The organism is Shewanella sp. MM_2022_3, from assembly GCF_022557375.1.
Lineage (GTDB): Bacteria > Pseudomonadota > Gammaproteobacteria > Enterobacterales > Shewanellaceae > Shewanella > Shewanella xiamenensis.
In genome coordinates this window covers 108,686-124,464 of the sequence record NZ_JAKZGV010000009.1, presented here as the reverse complement: position 1 = coordinate 124,464, position 15,779 = coordinate 108,686, and the positions used below count along the sequence as shown (strand labels likewise).

At 47.2% G+C, this 15,779-nt stretch carries 15 protein-coding genes; 5 read left to right on the top strand and 10 right to left on the bottom strand.

Annotated features, from left to right (window positions below; all coding sequences use genetic code 11):
* Positions 1 to 171 precede the first annotated feature (171 nt).
* Complete coding sequence (locus MMG82_RS07970; RefSeq protein ID WP_037414538.1) at positions 172 to 843, top strand: LuxR C-terminal-related transcriptional regulator; 672 nt, start codon at positions 172 to 174, stop codon at positions 841 to 843.
* 140 nt (positions 844 to 983) lie between these two features.
* Here MMG82_RS07970 and MMG82_RS07965 read toward each other — a convergent pair whose 3' ends face one another.
* Together MMG82_RS07965 and MMG82_RS07960 are read right to left on the bottom strand one after the other, a co-directional pair.
* Complete coding sequence (locus tag MMG82_RS07965; RefSeq protein ID WP_241406712.1) at positions 984 to 2,489, bottom strand: curlin; 1,506 nt, start codon at positions 2,487 to 2,489, stop codon at positions 984 to 986.
* Positions 2,490 to 2,503: 14 nt separating this feature from the next.
* Positions 2,504 to 2,923 (bottom strand): curlin, encoded by a 420-nt coding sequence (locus MMG82_RS07960; protein WP_241406711.1) that lies wholly within the window; start codon positions 2,921 to 2,923, stop codon positions 2,504 to 2,506.
* Positions 2,924 to 3,322: 399 nt separating this feature from the next.
* Here MMG82_RS07960 and MMG82_RS07955 point away from each other — a divergent pair, with 399 nt between their 5' ends.
* Complete coding sequence (locus tag MMG82_RS07955; RefSeq protein ID WP_241406710.1) at positions 3,323 to 5,836, top strand: S8 family serine peptidase; 2,514 nt, start codon at positions 3,323 to 3,325, stop codon at positions 5,834 to 5,836.
* A gap of 101 nt (positions 5,837 to 5,937) precedes the next feature.
* On the opposite strand, the gene MMG82_RS07950 is transcribed toward MMG82_RS07955, so the two are convergent.
* The 8 genes from MMG82_RS07950 to sfsA all read right to left on the bottom strand — a co-directional run bounded on the left by MMG82_RS07950 (position 5,938) and on the right by sfsA (position 12,958).
* Positions 5,938 to 6,465 (bottom strand): hypothetical protein, encoded by a 528-nt coding sequence (locus tag MMG82_RS07950; RefSeq protein ID WP_037414547.1) that lies wholly within the window; start codon positions 6,463 to 6,465, stop codon positions 5,938 to 5,940.
* Between the two features lie 299 nt (positions 6,466 to 6,764).
* Positions 6,765 to 7,610: a pantoate--beta-alanine ligase gene (gene panC / locus MMG82_RS07945; protein ID WP_047539685.1), complete on the bottom strand. Its 846-nt coding sequence runs from the start codon at positions 7,608 to 7,610 to the stop codon at positions 6,765 to 6,767.
* A 77-nt stretch (positions 7,611 to 7,687) separates the two neighbouring features.
* A complete protein-coding gene (gene panB, locus MMG82_RS07940; protein ID WP_037429053.1) occupies positions 7,688 to 8,482 on the bottom strand; it encodes a 3-methyl-2-oxobutanoate hydroxymethyltransferase in 795 nt (264 codons plus the stop codon).
* A gap of 56 nt (positions 8,483 to 8,538) precedes the next feature.
* Positions 8,539 to 9,027 (bottom strand): 2-amino-4-hydroxy-6-hydroxymethyldihydropteridine diphosphokinase, encoded by a 489-nt coding sequence (gene folK, locus MMG82_RS07935; RefSeq protein WP_037414553.1) that lies wholly within the window; start codon positions 9,025 to 9,027, stop codon positions 8,539 to 8,541.
* Positions 9,027 to 10,328 (bottom strand): polynucleotide adenylyltransferase PcnB, encoded by a 1,302-nt coding sequence (locus tag MMG82_RS07930; RefSeq protein ID WP_231640407.1) that lies wholly within the window; start codon positions 10,326 to 10,328, stop codon positions 9,027 to 9,029. The genes folK and MMG82_RS07930 overlap by 1 nt, the downstream gene beginning before the upstream one ends.
* A 283-nt stretch (positions 10,329 to 10,611) precedes the next feature.
* Positions 10,612 to 11,508 carry a tRNA glutamyl-Q(34) synthetase GluQRS gene (gene gluQRS, locus MMG82_RS07925; protein WP_241406715.1) on the bottom strand — a complete coding sequence of 299 codons (897 nt, stop codon included), beginning with the start codon at positions 11,506 to 11,508 and terminating at the stop codon, positions 10,612 to 10,614.
* Positions 11,509 to 11,646: 138 nt separating this feature from the next.
* Complete coding sequence (dksA, locus tag MMG82_RS07920) at positions 11,647 to 12,090, bottom strand: RNA polymerase-binding protein DksA (protein ID WP_037414555.1); 444 nt, start codon at positions 12,088 to 12,090, stop codon at positions 11,647 to 11,649.
* A 163-nt stretch (positions 12,091 to 12,253) separates the two neighbouring features.
* Positions 12,254 to 12,958 (bottom strand): DNA/RNA nuclease SfsA, encoded by a 705-nt coding sequence (gene sfsA, locus MMG82_RS07915; protein WP_241406709.1) that lies wholly within the window; start codon positions 12,956 to 12,958, stop codon positions 12,254 to 12,256.
* A gap of 230 nt (positions 12,959 to 13,188) precedes the next feature.
* Here sfsA and pepB point away from each other — a divergent pair, with 230 nt between their 5' ends.
* From pepB to MMG82_RS07900, 3 genes are all read left to right on the top strand, one after another.
* Complete coding sequence (pepB, locus tag MMG82_RS07910; protein ID WP_037429045.1) at positions 13,189 to 14,481, top strand: aminopeptidase PepB; 1,293 nt, start codon at positions 13,189 to 13,191, stop codon at positions 14,479 to 14,481.
* A 210-nt stretch (positions 14,482 to 14,691) separates the two neighbouring features.
* Positions 14,692 to 15,189, top strand: a complete 498-nt coding sequence (locus tag MMG82_RS07905) for a GNAT family N-acetyltransferase (protein ID WP_047540746.1) — start codon at positions 14,692 to 14,694, stop codon at positions 15,187 to 15,189.
* A 243-nt stretch (positions 15,190 to 15,432) separates the two neighbouring features.
* On the top strand, positions 15,433 to 15,612 hold the full coding sequence (locus MMG82_RS07900) for a hypothetical protein (RefSeq protein ID WP_240292461.1): 180 nt from the start codon (positions 15,433 to 15,435) through the stop codon (positions 15,610 to 15,612).
* Positions 15,613 to 15,779: the final 167 nt, after the last annotated feature.

Here is a 15,779-nt window from a genome sequence, read left to right as displayed (position 1 = left end):
TTAGTCGAATTTACTACATATAAATAGAGGTTATTAGTACATTTGGGTGATGGCATTCATACGGTAACTAGTCAAAATGGGCTATGTTAATGAGATGTATGCTGAGATTTAAGCAGATTTCATTAAGCCGGATAAAAAGATAATGAAATACTTTTCAGGGAGAAGAGTAAATTGGGTACTATCAATGAGTTAGTATTTTTACATCAAGTGGCGGCGCCTTGTCATCTAGCGATACTTGCTGAATCTATCGGATTGAAAACACGGATCGTTAAACATGCCTCAGAGTTAGAGTTAGATTTAGACAAAGGGCATCGCAGCTTTTGTTTAATCGCCCAGAAAGGTGCGGCCTTAGACAATAAAGGGATCCCTTTGCTGGCATCTCGTCTTGTCCCCCATATTCCTGTGGCTCTGTATCAAGTTGAGCGCAATTCCTTAGATCAAGAGTCAGCTATGCTGCTTGGCATACGCGGACTACTGTTTACTGACCAGCGTATGGATTTGATGTTGACCGGATTGCGTAAAATGGTTGCCGATGAGCTTTGGTACGATAGAACTTTGCTCAGTAAGATGTTTCGTCGCGTAGTGCAAAAGTTGGATGGACAACATGATATGCCTGCCGACACTGTGGCCATGCTGCAAGCGCTTACCTCTAGAGAAAGAACCATCATTCAATTCGTTTCCAGCGGCGCGAGAAATAAGGAAATTGCCCATCGTCTTTGCATCAGTGAGCACACGGTAAAGGCGCATATTTCATCGATTTTCCGTAAAACCCAGTCACGAAATCGTGTCGAGTTATTAAGGTGGGCTCAGACCTATCAAACCCATTTTGAGTTTTGTAGTTAAGCCTTTGTTTGTGATACCCAAACCATAAGACGAATAGCGATGTACTTTTGCGTGTGATAGGCAAATAAAAACGGGAACATTATCAATGTTCCCGTTTTTATTTAGTCGCCTTCAACTTGAAGGCGACTCATATTTAAAGATTAGTATTGCACAACAGTCGCAACGTTCATATCACCATTTTGGGTTACGCTGATGCTGTTGTTGTTACCCGCTTGTGAGCCTAATACTAAGTTGTCATTACCTGTTTGGGAGATCATTAGGCTGTTGTTGTCACCACTCACGCCAAATGAGTTGGCAGCAAATGAACTACCGCTATCACCACCGACCCAGTTGCCGTTACCCGCTTGAGTGATTTCTGCTGAGTTTTCATCACCTTCGATGATTAAATCGATAAGGTTCAGATCGCCACGGTGTTGCAGTGCAGTTACATCGGCGTTGTTACCTGTTACGCTAATGATGGTCTCGTTTTGATCACCATCTTGCTCAACATCCACTTCGTTGTCGCTACCCACGGCATCCACATAAGCGAAGTTCGCATCACCTTCTTGGCTGATTTCGATGCTGTTGTCCTCACCTGTTGCGAAGGCAACCAGCTCGTTGTTATCACCTTTAGAGGATAAGTCGAAGTCGTTGTCAGTACCGTAAGCGCCAAAGGTTGCGAAGTTAGCATCACCACGTTGTTTTAAGTCTACGTCGTTGCTATCGCCCCATACTTGGAACTCTGCACCGTTGCTGTCGCCTTTTTGCTTGATGGCAATATCATTATCATCACCTTGAATATCAGCAACTAAAGAATCACCAACTGTGTTGCTATCACCATCTTGAGCGATGTCGATAGTGTTATCATCACCCGTAGTCATAGAGAGGTAAGCAATGTTATTGCTGCCTTCTTGCTTCATGCTGATATCGTTTTCGCTACCGGCTAAGGCGTAAACAAAGCCAGTGTGGTTATCACCTTTTTGGTAGATATCAACACTGTTGTCGTTACCAGCGATGCCTTTGGCTGCACCAAAGTTATTGTTACCAATTTGTTCAACTGATACGTCGTTGTTGTTACCCACGTTGGCAGTCAGATCGAGTGCAATTAGACCCGCTTGGTTGCTGTTACCGTATTGTTTGATATCACCGTCGTTGTTGTCGCCTTGAACACGGAATACGGCAAGGTTTTCATCACCTTCTTGCTCAACAAATGCACTGTTTTCTGTGCCAGTGATTTCAACATAGCTTTCGTTCAGCTCACCTAATTGGCTAACTGAAACAAGGTTGTCGTTGCCCACGACATCGTTGCTGCTTTGGTTGAAGAAGCCGTCTTGAGTCACTTCAACTTCGTTATTATTGCCTTCCACATCAACAGAGGCTACGTGCCAATCTGTTTGTTGGCTAACAGTCACTTTGTTAGCATCGCCAGTTGAGTTGACTTGTGCTTCATGCCACACACCGTCTTGTAATATGGTGGCAACTTGGTCGTTACCCGTTTGGGTTACTGCTGCTGCGTTAATGACACCAGTTTGAGCGACTAAGGTATCTTGACCTTGGCCTGTTTGCTCAACGCTGATTTCGTTGACTGTGCTTGCTGCTAGCGCATTACCACTTAATCCCGCAGTAATGGCTAATGCAATCAATGACATTTTTGCTTGTGATTTCATGTGACTCTCCCTGTTTAATACTGAGTTATTGAGATTGCGGCACCGTCCGCAATCTGTTGAATCGAAAAATTGCCGCTTCCTAGCTGGTTCAATTGCACCAGGTTGTCATTACCAATCTGGGTAATCGAAGCCATATTTTTAGTGCCGACTTGTCGTAGTTGGACTTCATTATTGGTTCCAATCTGTGTCACAAGCGATACGTTATCGTTACCCGCTTGCGTCACATAGGCGCTGTTATCGTTCCCTGATTGAAACACGATCCCTTGGTTTGCCGTGCCTTGCTGCACTAGGTCGATAAGATTATCGCGCCCTGAAAGCTCAATTAGCGCCTGCAGTGTGACGGGCAATTCACTGACATCTGCCGCATGGGATGATGTCAGGCAACTACATATCAAGAGCAGCAGTACCAAAAAGCGTGTTAATGGATTTGGCACAAGTGACTCCTTGCATGTATTGGTGTTTTGGTCAGAGCACAGACTCCTTCCAACTCAGGCATCAAGGTACGAGCCATAGTGCTTAGAGACAATTGGCCAAAAGGGTATTTATTTTTGAGGTGTAATTTAAATGCTAACCAGATTAACTTTTGTTAATTCCATGAATATCTTGTTTTTTGTCGATAAAACCCTGCGTTTAGGCGGTATTTACCTCACCGAGTTGGTCTAGTAGTTAAGTTGTATTTAGCGTGCAGCGTCTTTTTTAAATTGAAACATTATGGCAACAATTTGCAGGCAAACATGCTGGAAATTCGTCGTTTTTATCCATTTCACTTTGAATGGTTGCTGCGTAATTGCCGTTCCAGAATTTCAACGTAAAGGACTATAGGAAGCTTAAGTATGTCAATAAAACTCTCACCATTGGCGTTAGCAATTGCAGGAGCGATGACGTTGTCAGCGGTGCCTGCAATGGCAAAAGATGCACCAGTCTATGAAAAAGACGCCATCCTTGTGGTGTACAAAGATAATGTGACTAAAGCCGAACGTGCAGCAGCACAGCGTTTAATTCGCGGCACCTTAACCGATGCAAATGCTGATGGCGTAGACGATAAATTCCAGCATTTACTCAATGGTAAACTTGCCCGTTTAGCCCTGCGTAAAGGCGCTAATATTGAAGATGCGATTAAGGTGATTAGTCGTCATCCTGCGGTAAAATATGCAGAACCCAACTACATTCTTCAGGCGATAGGTACGCCCGATGATCCAAGCTTTGCTAGCCTGTGGGGCATGAACAACACTGGCCAAAATGGCGGTAGTGCCGATGCAGATATCGACGCGCCAGAGGCTTGGGAAATCACCACGGGTAGCTCGGATGTGGTGATTGGGGTTATCGATACTGGGGTTGATTACAATCACCCAGATTTGCAAGCCAACATGTGGGTTAACGCTGGCGAAATTCCAGGTAATGGTATCGATGACGATGGTAACGGCGTGATCGATGATATTCACGGTTACAGTGCGGTAAATGATAACGGTAACCCAATGGATGGTAATGGTCACGGTACTCACGTATCAGGCACTATTGGTGCTAAAGGCAACAATGGTGTGGGTGTCGTTGGGGTGAACTGGGACGTTAAAATTGCCGCCTGTCAGTTCCTTGATGCCGATGGTTATGGTTCTACAGCTGGCGCTATTGCATGTTTAGATTACTTTACGGATCTGAAGGTTAACCATGGCGTGGATATCAAAGCCACCAACAACTCTTGGGGCGGCGGTAGCTTTAGCCAAGCATTAAAAGATGCGATTGAAGCGGGTGGTGAAGCAGGCATTTTATTCGTTGCAGCAGCGGGTAATGACGCGGTCGATAACGATGCGAGCCCACATTATCCCTCAAGCTACGATTCTGACGTTGTCCTCTCGATTGCAAGTACGGATCGTAATGACCGTATGTCAGACTTCTCACAATGGGGTTTAACTAGCGTCGATATGGGAGCACCAGGCTCCGCGATTCTCTCTACTGTTCCAGGTGGTGGTTACGCGACGTATTCTGGTACCTCTATGGCTACTCCACATGTCACGGGCGCCGCAGCTCTGGTGTGGTCATTAAATCCAGATCTCTCACCAGTAGAAATGAAATCCTTACTGATGGCATCAGGTGATGCTAATGCAGATTTAACGGGTAAAACCGTGGCTGGTACTCGCCTCAATGTGGCTAACGCACTCGAGCAGGCTAACCCATCTCCTAGCTACAAGTTTACCGTATCGCCAGTATCACAATCTGTCGAAGCGGGTAGCACTGCAAGCTATAACTTTAGTGTTGGTAGTGTTGCTGGATGGGAAGGCGATGTGGCGCTTTCTGTCTCTGTTTCTCCAGCGCTAGAAGGTGTGTCCTTATCAGCCTCAACTGTTTCTGCTGGTGGTTCATTTACCTTAGATGTTGCGACAACGGCGCAAACAGCTTGGGGTGATTACAGCATTACAGTAACAGGTACCGATGGCACCATTGAAAAGGCTAAAGTCGTTTCACTGAATGTGTTCCCTCAAGGATTAAATGACTTTACCTATGGCAATGAGAATGCTGTTGCTATCCCTGATAACAATGCTAGTGGTATTGTGAGCACGATTGAAGTTACTGATGATGTGCAGATTTTTGGCGTGACCGCCGATGTCAATATCAGCCACACTTGGATTGGTGACTTACGCGTTGTGTTAACTTCACCAGCAGGTACTGAAGTGGTTCTACATAACCGTGATGGCGGCAGCGCTGACAACATTGTTAAGAGCTGGGACTTAAGCGCGTTTGATGGTGAAAACGCACGGGGTACTTGGTCATTATCAGTAGATGACAATGCAGCGGCTGACACTGGTACTCTTAATAACTGGGGCTTAGTGATCAGCGGCTTAGGCGAAGCATCTCCAGCGGCACCAGTGGCGGGCTTCGAGTATGCAGTTGAAGGTTTAAGTGTCGCCTTTACTAACACTAGTACCGATGCGAATGATGATATCGTGAGCTACAGCTGGGATTTTGGTGATGGTTCAACTTCAACTTCAACTGAAATGAACCCTAGCCATGTATTTGCTGCGGCAGGTACTTACACTGTGGCCCTCACTGTGACTGACTCAATGGAACACAGCAATACTGTGACCATGGAAGTTCAAGTTTATGAGCATAGTATCAACGCATCCGTCACTCGCGCATTGGTATCACGCCGTGGTAGCGCTATGGTAGATATTGAATGGGATAGTGCATTAGGCGAAAGTGTTGCTCTATACCGTGACGGTCAGTTAGTGGTGACAACTGAGAACGATGGCAACTATCGTGATCGCTTCACTACGTCTGCATCAAGTGTGACTTATCAAGTATGTGAAACCACTGGAACGTTATGTTCTGCACCAGTAGTAGCACAATTCTAATTTAGTCCTTAAAAATGAAGGCGACCGAAAGGTCGCCTTTTTGCTTTCAACCCCTAAACTAGCTGTTTAGTCGGTAGTTACCATTTACGTTTAATGCTCAACTAATGCGTGTCATTTTTTTGGGGTTCTTCGTGTTCTACATCGGCATTTATTTGGGTTTTTCTATCCGATAATTGCTGTATAAGTTGGCTATTGATTGTGGTGAGTTTATCAAAATGATCATTAATCTTACTCAGTTGCTTTAAATAATCGGGATCACTTTTGTCTTTATTTTGCCAATATCGCTGCCGTTCTAGTTTCTGTAATTCACTGGCCCTTAGGATTTCAAAATAGCTATTCTCTTGTTTTAGGCTATAGATTTCACCGTCGAGTAATTGCAGCAGTTTCTTTGGGGGTAAGGAGTGATTATTTAACAAAGCTTGCAATGGGTCTACTTTGGTTTCACGTTTATCCGAATCAATTTCGTTGCTAATACCCAACTGATATTCAATTTTATGCTGACTGTATTCCTGCGGACAGGCGATTTGGCTAAAGATGACTTTATCGCCTTTGCGACATTTATAGACGGTATTTGCGAGCGCCGTGAGAGGCAAAAGCATACAAATAAGAGTCACTATGAGTCTTGCCATTCGACGACAAATCCTTTGTATACGCAATGAATGAAGTTATCACAATGGGTATTAAGCTAGAGTTAAATGGAGTTGTCTCACTTATCTCCCTTTAAACTTTAGCAGTTATAAATCCATGTAGTATAAACATATGTTACTTAACGTTAACATTGGTGAGTACTATGGCGTAAGTGAAAGAATAAAACCAGTTTTTTGACACTGGAATTTATTTGACGCTTCACTGGAACGCCAGCAATACCAGCGTTCTGAGGTAATAAAAAAGGAGCCTAAGCTCCTTTTCTCAAATCTTAAATAGATGTTTAGCGATCAAAGCGCAGATTATCAATAAGACGCGCTTTACCTAAGTAAGCGGCCGCCAAAATCACCAGTGCTTGGTCCGTAGCTTCCGCATGGGCCAGCGTGGTGGCATGGCGAACTTCTAAATAATCCGGTGTAAAGCCAGCGGCGATAAGGCTCGCTTTGGCTTCTGCGGTGACTTGTTCGATACTCACGCCTTGCTTGATGCCTTGTGCCATGGCATCAATCGCTTTTTTCAGTGCGGGCGCTGCGGCTTTTTCTTCCGCCGTCAGGTAGCCATTGCGTGAACTCATGGCTAAGCCCGAGGCTTCACGAATTGTATCTACACCGATAATTTCAATCGGCAGCGACAAATCCTCAACCATAGTGCGGATCACTAACAGTTGTTGATAATCCTTGTTGCCAAAGAACGCGACATCGGGCTGCACTATGTTGAACAGTTTACAAACGATGGTCGCGACGCCACGGAAGTGGCCGGGACGACTAGCACCGCAGAGTACATCGGAGATCCCCGGTACTTCAACATAGGTTTGCTGCGCTAACCCTTTGGGGTAAATAATCGCCGGTGTTGGGGTAAACAACAGCTCGGCGCCCGCTGCGGTTAAGGCTTGGCTATCGGCCTCTAAGGTGCGCGGGTAGGCATCGAGATCTTCATTTTGCCCAAACTGCATGGGATTGACGAAGATAGACACGACTACATGATCGCATTTTTTCGCCGCTTCTTTCACTAAGGTGATGTGTCCCTGATGGAGATTGCCCATGGTCGGCACAAAGGCGACAGTCTCGCCCTTGGCACGCCATGCTCGCACTTGAGTACGAATATCATCGATATGGGCGCTAGTGATCATTAACTCTTACCTTGCTAAAACCTAAAATGAGTAGTCTGTGTGCTTAGCACAATTTAGCTTTATGAGTGCTAGCACTCTTAGTTGAACGTGTGATCTGCACTCGGGAAGGTGCCATTGGCCACTTCTTCAATATAAGCGCGAACCGCCGAGCGGATTTCGCCCGTTTGCTTGAGGTAGTTCTTTGAAAAACGTGGAATATAACCACTCGAAATACCAAGCACGTCGTGCATCACCAGAATCTGACCATCGGTGCTGGCGCCCGCGCCAATGCCAATTACAGGGATAGTTAATGCTTGAGTAATGGCGGTAGCAAGCGATGCTGGAATACATTCAACCACTAACAGCTGCGCGCCTGCCGCCTCTAAGGCCTTAGCTTCATCGAGAATGCGCTGGGCATTTTCAGCATCGCGGCCCTGCACTTTAAAACCGCCAAAAACGTGTACCGATTGCGGGGTGAGGCCCAAGTGGGCGCAGACAGGAATACCGCGCTCGGTCAGTTTAGTAACCGTTTCGAGTAACCAGTGACCGCCTTCCAGCTTGACCATATTGGCACCCGCCTGCATGAGTGCGGTGGCGTTTTCCATGGCTTGTTCTGGCGTGGCGTAACTCATAAACGGCATGTCTGCGATCAGCAGTGATCGCTCGATACCGCGACGCACACAACGAGTGTGATAGGCGATTTCGGCTGTCGTGACGGGCAGCGTATCATCGTGGCCTTGCAGAACCATTCCCAAAGAATCGCCGACCAGTAGCACATCGATGCCTTCGCCGTCGAACGCGCTGGCAAAGCTGGCATCATAGGCTGTCAGAGCGGTGAATTTTCTACCTTCCTGTTTGTATTTCAACAGGGTTGAGCTAGTAACTTTAGACATATGGGTGATCTTCAAACCAAATGGAAGTGGTGTTATAAGCTAACTGGGGGCTGACTTCAATGATCATTGCCCAGTAGTTGTAACTCGGCCAAGAATTTTTCACTGATAAGGCTGTGTAGCGGCGTTTTACAGGGCAACACGAGATCGGGCGCAATGGCAGCTAAAGGAACTAGCACAAAGCTACGTTCTTTCATGCCGTAGTGCGGCACTTTGAGTCTGGGCTCATCGATAATGGCGTCGCCATACAAGAGTAAGTCTAGATCTAATGTTCTGGGCCCCCAACGCTCTTGGCGTACACGGCCTTGCGTATTTTCAATGTGTTGCAGTGCATCTAATAAGGCCAGCGGGGGCAGCTGAGTTTCAAAGCCTGCGACAGCATTAATATAGTCAGGTTGCACAACCTCACCCATTGGCGTTGAACGGTAATAGGGAGATACCCTAAGACTTTGATTTTCAGCCAAGGTGGACAAGGCCGCTACGGCATTGTCCAGCTGTGCTTGGGGATCTTCAAGATTCGCTCCAAGGGCGACAAACACTTGAGTCATTATTCTTCGGCTTTGGCTGCACTTGGGCGGCGACGGCGACGCTGAGGTGAATTGCGATTACGGCTGCTCGAGGCTTTATTACCGCTGCGGGCAATCGCCAAACGCTCGGTTTCATCCGCTTCAACAAACTGTTGCCACCAGGCTGCACTCTTGGCCAGATTGCCCCCTTCGACTTCGCCACGCAGTAACAGTAAGTCGTATGCCGCTCTAAACTTCGGATGCTCTAACAGTTTAAAGGCGCGCGTGCCTTGGCTGCGCTCAAAGCGAAGTTGTAGTTGCCAGATATCCTTGGCTGGTGTGCTAAAACGGCGAGGAATACTAATGGTTTGGCATTGCTGCTCCATCACATCGCCCATGGCGGCGAAAAAGGCATCATATAAAGTAAGGCCACTTTCAACAGCAATATCTTCGGCGCGTTGGCGCAGTGGATACCAGAGAATCGCCGCATAGAAAAACGATGGCGTGACGGGCTTATCTTCATTAACACGATCATCCGTACTCTTCATGATGGCTTGCACCATCTTCATTGCCGGACCTTTAGGCGCTTCTTTTAATAGGGCGTCAACCTGAGGAAATAAGGGCGCAAACAGTTTATATTCCTGCATCATCTCAAAGTTTGCCATGGCTTTGCCGGCGAAGAAGAGTTTGAGCACTTCTTCATACATGCGGGCGGCAGGAATATCTTTGAGCAGTGGTGCTAACTGTTTGATTGGTTTAGCAGTTACTTCATCAATTGTCATGCTGAGCTTAGTGGCAAAACGCACGGCTCTGAGCATTCGCACTGGATCTTCGCGGTAACGGGTTTCGGGATCGCCAATCAGTTTTAAGGTTCCAGCCTTAAGATCTTCCATCCCACCGCCATAACTGCGGATAGAGTAGTCGCTAATATCGTAGTAAAGGGCGTTAACGGTAAAATCGCGGCGCTCTGCGTCTTCATCGATTTCTCCATAAACGTTATCCCTAAGTAAACGTCCTTCGGCATTAGCTTTAGATATTTTTTCGTTGCTTTCACCGTGGTGGCCACGGAAAGTCGCCACTTCAATCACATCGCGGCCAAATACAATATGGGCGAGGCGGAATCGACGACCAACAACACGGCAATTGCGGAACAGTTTTTTGATTTCTTCCGGCGTTGCATTGGTAACTACGTCAAAATCTTTCGGTTCAAGCCCAAGGAGCAAATCCCGTACACCCCCACCGACTAAATAGGCTTGGAAACCAGCTTTATTCAGTCGATATAGTACCTTAAGCGCATTTTCACTGATTTGCTTTCGGGAAATGGTGTGCGCATCCCGAGGCACGATCGCCAAGCTTAAGCCGCCAGATGTGAGTTCGGGCGTTTGGGGTTCAATCTGAGCTGGAGTTGGAGCGGTCGTTTTAGGCGCGTCTTCAAATAGCTGCTTGCAGAATTGGCTAATACGGCGAAAAATGGGACACCTCGGAATGTATCTGTTATGTGATTAAAAATCTGGCGGCTATGATATACCAATTGCGTCCCGATGGGTATATCGCGATTTTTGAGCTATGCCACGACTTAGCGCTGATAACATGATGCTTTTAGGTCGAGAACTTGCCCGTCAGGCTTTAAGGGGCGATCAGGATTTCCCGCTGTTTAGGGATTGCCGTCAGTTCAAACTGGGCCACTGCCTGGGCCAGCATTTGCGGGGCAGTTGTGAGCTCTACTGGTGCTTGGCCCAAAAAGGCGAGGGCTGCATTGAGACTCGCTTGCGGATGCTGTTTATCGATAGCCTGCGCGTGATTTTGTTTTGACAGCTTAAAACCCGGACTTAAACTGGCGAGCGGTAAGTGCAACCACTGCGGCGCGGTTAGACCAAAGGTTTGATATAAGCTTAATTGGCGACAACTGGCTTCGATTAAATCGTAGCCCCGCACCACCTCGGTAATGCCTTGGTAGGCGTCATCCAGCACTACGGCGAGTTGATAGGCATAAAGTCCATCACTACGTTTGATAATAAAATCTTCAGCAGCAAAGGCCCGATCTACAATCACTTTTCCCATCAGGTTATCGGTAAACTCGGCCACTTGAGCGCGATTAACTAGCCGAACCGCACCACTGTGATGTGGCGTGGCTAACCGATGGCAGCGGCCATCGTAAATCCCACCCATGGCTTGAATTTGTTTGCGGCTGCATTGGCAGAAGTAGGCGTTATCCTCAGCGAGTAACTCATCGAGTTTGGCCTGATAGGCCTCGGTGCGCGCACTCTGGTACAGCACCGCATCGTCCCATTCGAAACCATAAGCCTCTAAGGTGCGTAAAATATCATCGGCGGCGCCTGCAACTTCCCTAGGTGGATCAATATCCTCAACGCGTATTAACCACTTTCCTCCCTCTGAGCGCGCCCGCAGATAACTACCAAGGGCCGCGACTAGCGAGCCAAAATGCAATGCTCCTGAGGGCGAAGGCGCAAAACGGCCAACATAAGGATGTAAAGCGGAAGTGTTGAAAGAGTGAGTCGCCATCATAGGAATTTGCAGGAATAACCAGTCAAAGTGGCTGTATTTTAGGGGGATACTAACAAAAAGCGAAGTGAAACGAGAGGATGTTTATGCAAGATGCACAAACAAGTAGGCGGGGAACTCCCCGCCTAGGATGGCCGATTAACCCGCCATTTGCTTCTCTTTGATCTCTGCAAGCGTTTTACAGTCGATACACTGATCGGCTGTTGGACGCGCTTCGAGACGGCGAATGCCGATTTCGATACCGCAAGAATCGCAGAAGCCAAAATCGTCTTCTTCGATTTTCTGGAGAGTTTTTTCGATCTTCTTGATCAGTTTACGTTCTCTGTCACGCGCACGTAATTCGAGACTGAACTCTTCTTCCTGCGCTGCACGGTCCACAGGATCGGGAAAGTTTGCTGCTTCATCCTGCATATGACTCAGAGTACGGTCGACCTCCTCACGCAACTGATTGCGCCAAGCTTCAAGAATGATCTTGAAGTGACCCAGTTGCTTAGCGTTCATATACTCCTCACCGGGTTTTTCCTGGTAGGGACTTACACCTGCGATAGCGAGTACGCCAAGTTTTTTGGTGCCTTCAGGCATAACGCATCTCCTGTCATCATTTGCGTTTGTAGGGCGTCCTTAAGAACGGCCGCTATCTATATCAGAATCTTTACAACGAGGCAAATTTTTCGTTTCACCTTGACAGAATTTTTTGACTGCCTTCGCTAATTGAAATGAAAAAGTATTTTACTCAATCTTAACATCATACTCGGACTGGGCATGATTGGGCCAGATGTATCTCATCGGGGGATATTTCGCAGCGATACGCTAGCACTTCTACACCTGATAAAATAGCTTTTTTCAATAGGTTAGAATACTCAGGGTCAATGTGTGCCGCTGGTGCCACACTAATAATGTCAGTATGTTGCACCACAAATAGCAATACGGCTCTGTGCCCAAGGCTGGCCATGTGCATTAATTCCCGCAGATGTTTTTGGCCGCGAAGACTCACTGCATCGGGGAAATAACCTTGTCCATCTTCAAGCAAAGTACAACTTTTGACTTCTATATAGCAGGCGGGTTTTTGAGCAGCTTCCAGCAAGATATCGATACGGCTATTTTCATCTCCGTACTTCACTTCGCGACTTAAGCTGTCGTAACCTTTAAGTTCAGTGATAATACCTTTATTAAGTGCCTCCTCGACTAGGGCGTTGGCATTGCCCGAATGAATACCAATAAGGCCACCTGTTGGTGTAGTCATTAACTCCCATGTGTTGGCATATTTGCGCTTAGGGTTGCTGGAGGTAGAAAACCACACTGTTTCACCGGGGAATAGGCAGTTGCGCATTGAGCCAGTATTGGGGCAATGCAGGGTGATTTCACTGCCGTCTTCGAGTTGAATATCGGCGAGAAAGCGTTTGTAGCGCTTAAGTAGCTTTCCCGATTTCAGTGCTGGAGTAAAGTGCATGTGATCCCTGTAGCTAGTTGATTCTGGCTCCAAAGACTAACAAATTTCGCAAATGTTTACAGATTTTACCTCGGTAACTTAGGCCGATGGCTTTCAGTCCTTGCCTGCTAGCAGTAAACTGCCGCCAACCCCGTTGTATTGTGTGTACCCCAAAAGCCTGAGGATGCAGGACGTCTCACCTCAACTTGCATGGGTATAAGAGCAAGAACAAATTAAAATAAGGACCCCTCATGAGTGAACGTAAAGTGACTGAAGTGATGAGAGTTGAGTTAACCAAAGATACCCCAGCAGCCCATTGGGGCAAAGCCGATGTGACCTTCAATGGCGAAGGCGCATTAGTCCACTTAGGTGGCGGCGATGAGTTACGCCAAATTCAAATGGCGGCGCGTAAATTACGTAATCAAGGGATTAATACCGTCGCATTGGTGGGTTCTCTTTGGGATCTAAATAGCCAATGGGTCTTCGCCCAAGGTTTTGCCACAGCCAAACCCGGTTACAAGATCCAATGGTGCGGCGATGAAGTTGTGCAAGCCGAGTTACAATGTCGCTTAGAAGTCGCGACATTTGCCCGTCAACTGATCAACGATACTCCTGAAAATCTGTCGCCAGTGAAATTGGCGCAGCAAGCGGCCAAATGGTTAGCCGAACTCGGTGGTGCAAAGGTCAGTTACCGTATTATTGAAGGTGAAGCATTATTAGCAGAGCAATGGATTGGTATTCATGCTGTAGGTCGCGGCAGTGAGCGTCCACCTGCGATGTTAGAGCTAGACTTTAACCCGCTGTCAGCCGATGCTCCAGTATCTGTTGCCTTGGTCGGTAAAGGGATTACCTTCGACTCCGGCGGTTACAGCATTAAAGCTTCTGAAGGCATGCTGGGCATGAAGTGTGATATGGGCGGCGCCGCCACTGTTACTGCCGCTTTAGGTTTGGCGATTAAATCGGGCCTGAACAAACGCGTTAAGTTATTCCTCTGCTGCGCTGAAAACCTGATCAGCGGCCGTGCCTATAAGCTGGGTGATATCCTCACCTACAAAAATGGCGTCACAGTTGAAGTGGTTAACACCGATGCCGAAGGGCGTTTAGTGCTGGCCGATGGTCTGCAAGCTGCTTCTGCGACGGGTGCTCCTTTTATTATCGATGCGGCAACCTTAACTGGTGCGGCGGTAATGGCGGTGGGCTCTAACTACAACGCGATTTTCTCGCCACAGACTGAAGTGTTACAACTGGCGCAACAAAAAGCCTCGACAGTAGCCGAGCGTGTATGGCCATTGCCATTGGATCCTTGGCATAAAGACATGTGTCCATCGGCTTATGCTGACACGGCAAACAGCCGCCCAGTGAAAGGTGGTGGTGCGGGCGGTGCCTCGAATGCGGCCGGCTTCCTGTGGCGTTTTGTTTCGCCAGAAGCCAAGTGGTTACACGTGGATTTAGCGGCCGCCTTCGAAGATTCTGCTTCTGCACTATGGGGCGCTGGCGCGACCACCCACGGCGTGCTGACCATCAGCGAGCTGATTAAAGGCTAAGTTTGCTTTCGCGACTGAGTTTGCTTTTGCGGCTAAGCTTGCAAGTAAAGCTTCTTATTGTATTAAAACCGCCTTCGGGCGGTTTTTTATTGCATAAAATTAAAGCGTGGGCAGTATGAGTCTTTATATGTTTATTTTATGATTCAGCGTATTAGCGGTTGGCTATGGTTATGGCCACAGCTAGGGCTAGGGCTATTTATCGGGATGACTATGCTAAGGATACGTAAAGCAACGCAATTAGATGCTAAGGCTTGCTGGGACATTCGCAATGCGGCGATTAATAAAGGCTGCGCCGGATTTTATGCTCAAGATGACTTGCAGATTTGGATGCAGGGCGAATTGACCGAATCTTTTCGTCGTATGGTGGGCGCGCATTTTTATGTGGCTGAAATCCTTGATGATGAGACTCAAGAAGGCACTTTGGTTGGTACCATTATGCTGGATGAACCCTATGCTCAGGTCGAGGCGCTGTTCGTTGCTCCCGAGGCGATGGGCTTAGGTGTCGGCAAGTCGTTACTGCAATTTATTGAAACAAAAGCCTTTAACTTAGGCATCGCCCAATTGCGATTAGAATCTACCCTCAATGCCGTGGGGTTTTATCGCCACTACGGTTTCGGCGGTGAAGGTTTTGAGGAAGAATCTATCTATTGCTCACCCCGCGGTATCGCCTTGGAATGTATGGTGATGTATAAAAATCTGGTTTGCTAGGACGCTGCAAAAAAACGCTGTTGCTAGAATCTAGGGCGTTGCTTTGCAACTGAGAGAGCGCTTGGCTGCTAGAACCTAGAACCTAGAACCTAGAACCTAGAACCTAGAACCTAGAACCTAGAACCTAGAACCTAGAACCTAGAACCTAGAACCTAGAACCTAGAACCTAGAACCTAGAACCTAGAACCTATTTGGTTCAGCGGTGCTGACATACTCAAGGGAATCAACAGTTCAAGCATTGAAGTGGAATTAACTGCTACAACTAAAAGCTTTGAAGGGGTTGCTGACATACCCAAGAGAATCAACAGTTCAAGCATTGAAGTGGAATTAACTGCTACAACTAAAAGCTTTGAAGGGGTTGCTGACATACTCAAAGGAATCAACAGATCAAGCATGGATGTGGAATTAACAGCTAAGACTTAACGCTGAATGGGGTTGCTGGCATACCCAAGGGAATCAACAGATCAAGATGGGGGAATTAACTCCCAAGAGTATGCCAACTATCGTTCTTTCGCCTGAAATCCCGATGCCAATAAGATTAACTTCAATGGCTTAAATCAAACTTAATCTATTGCTCAAAAAGGCTTTAT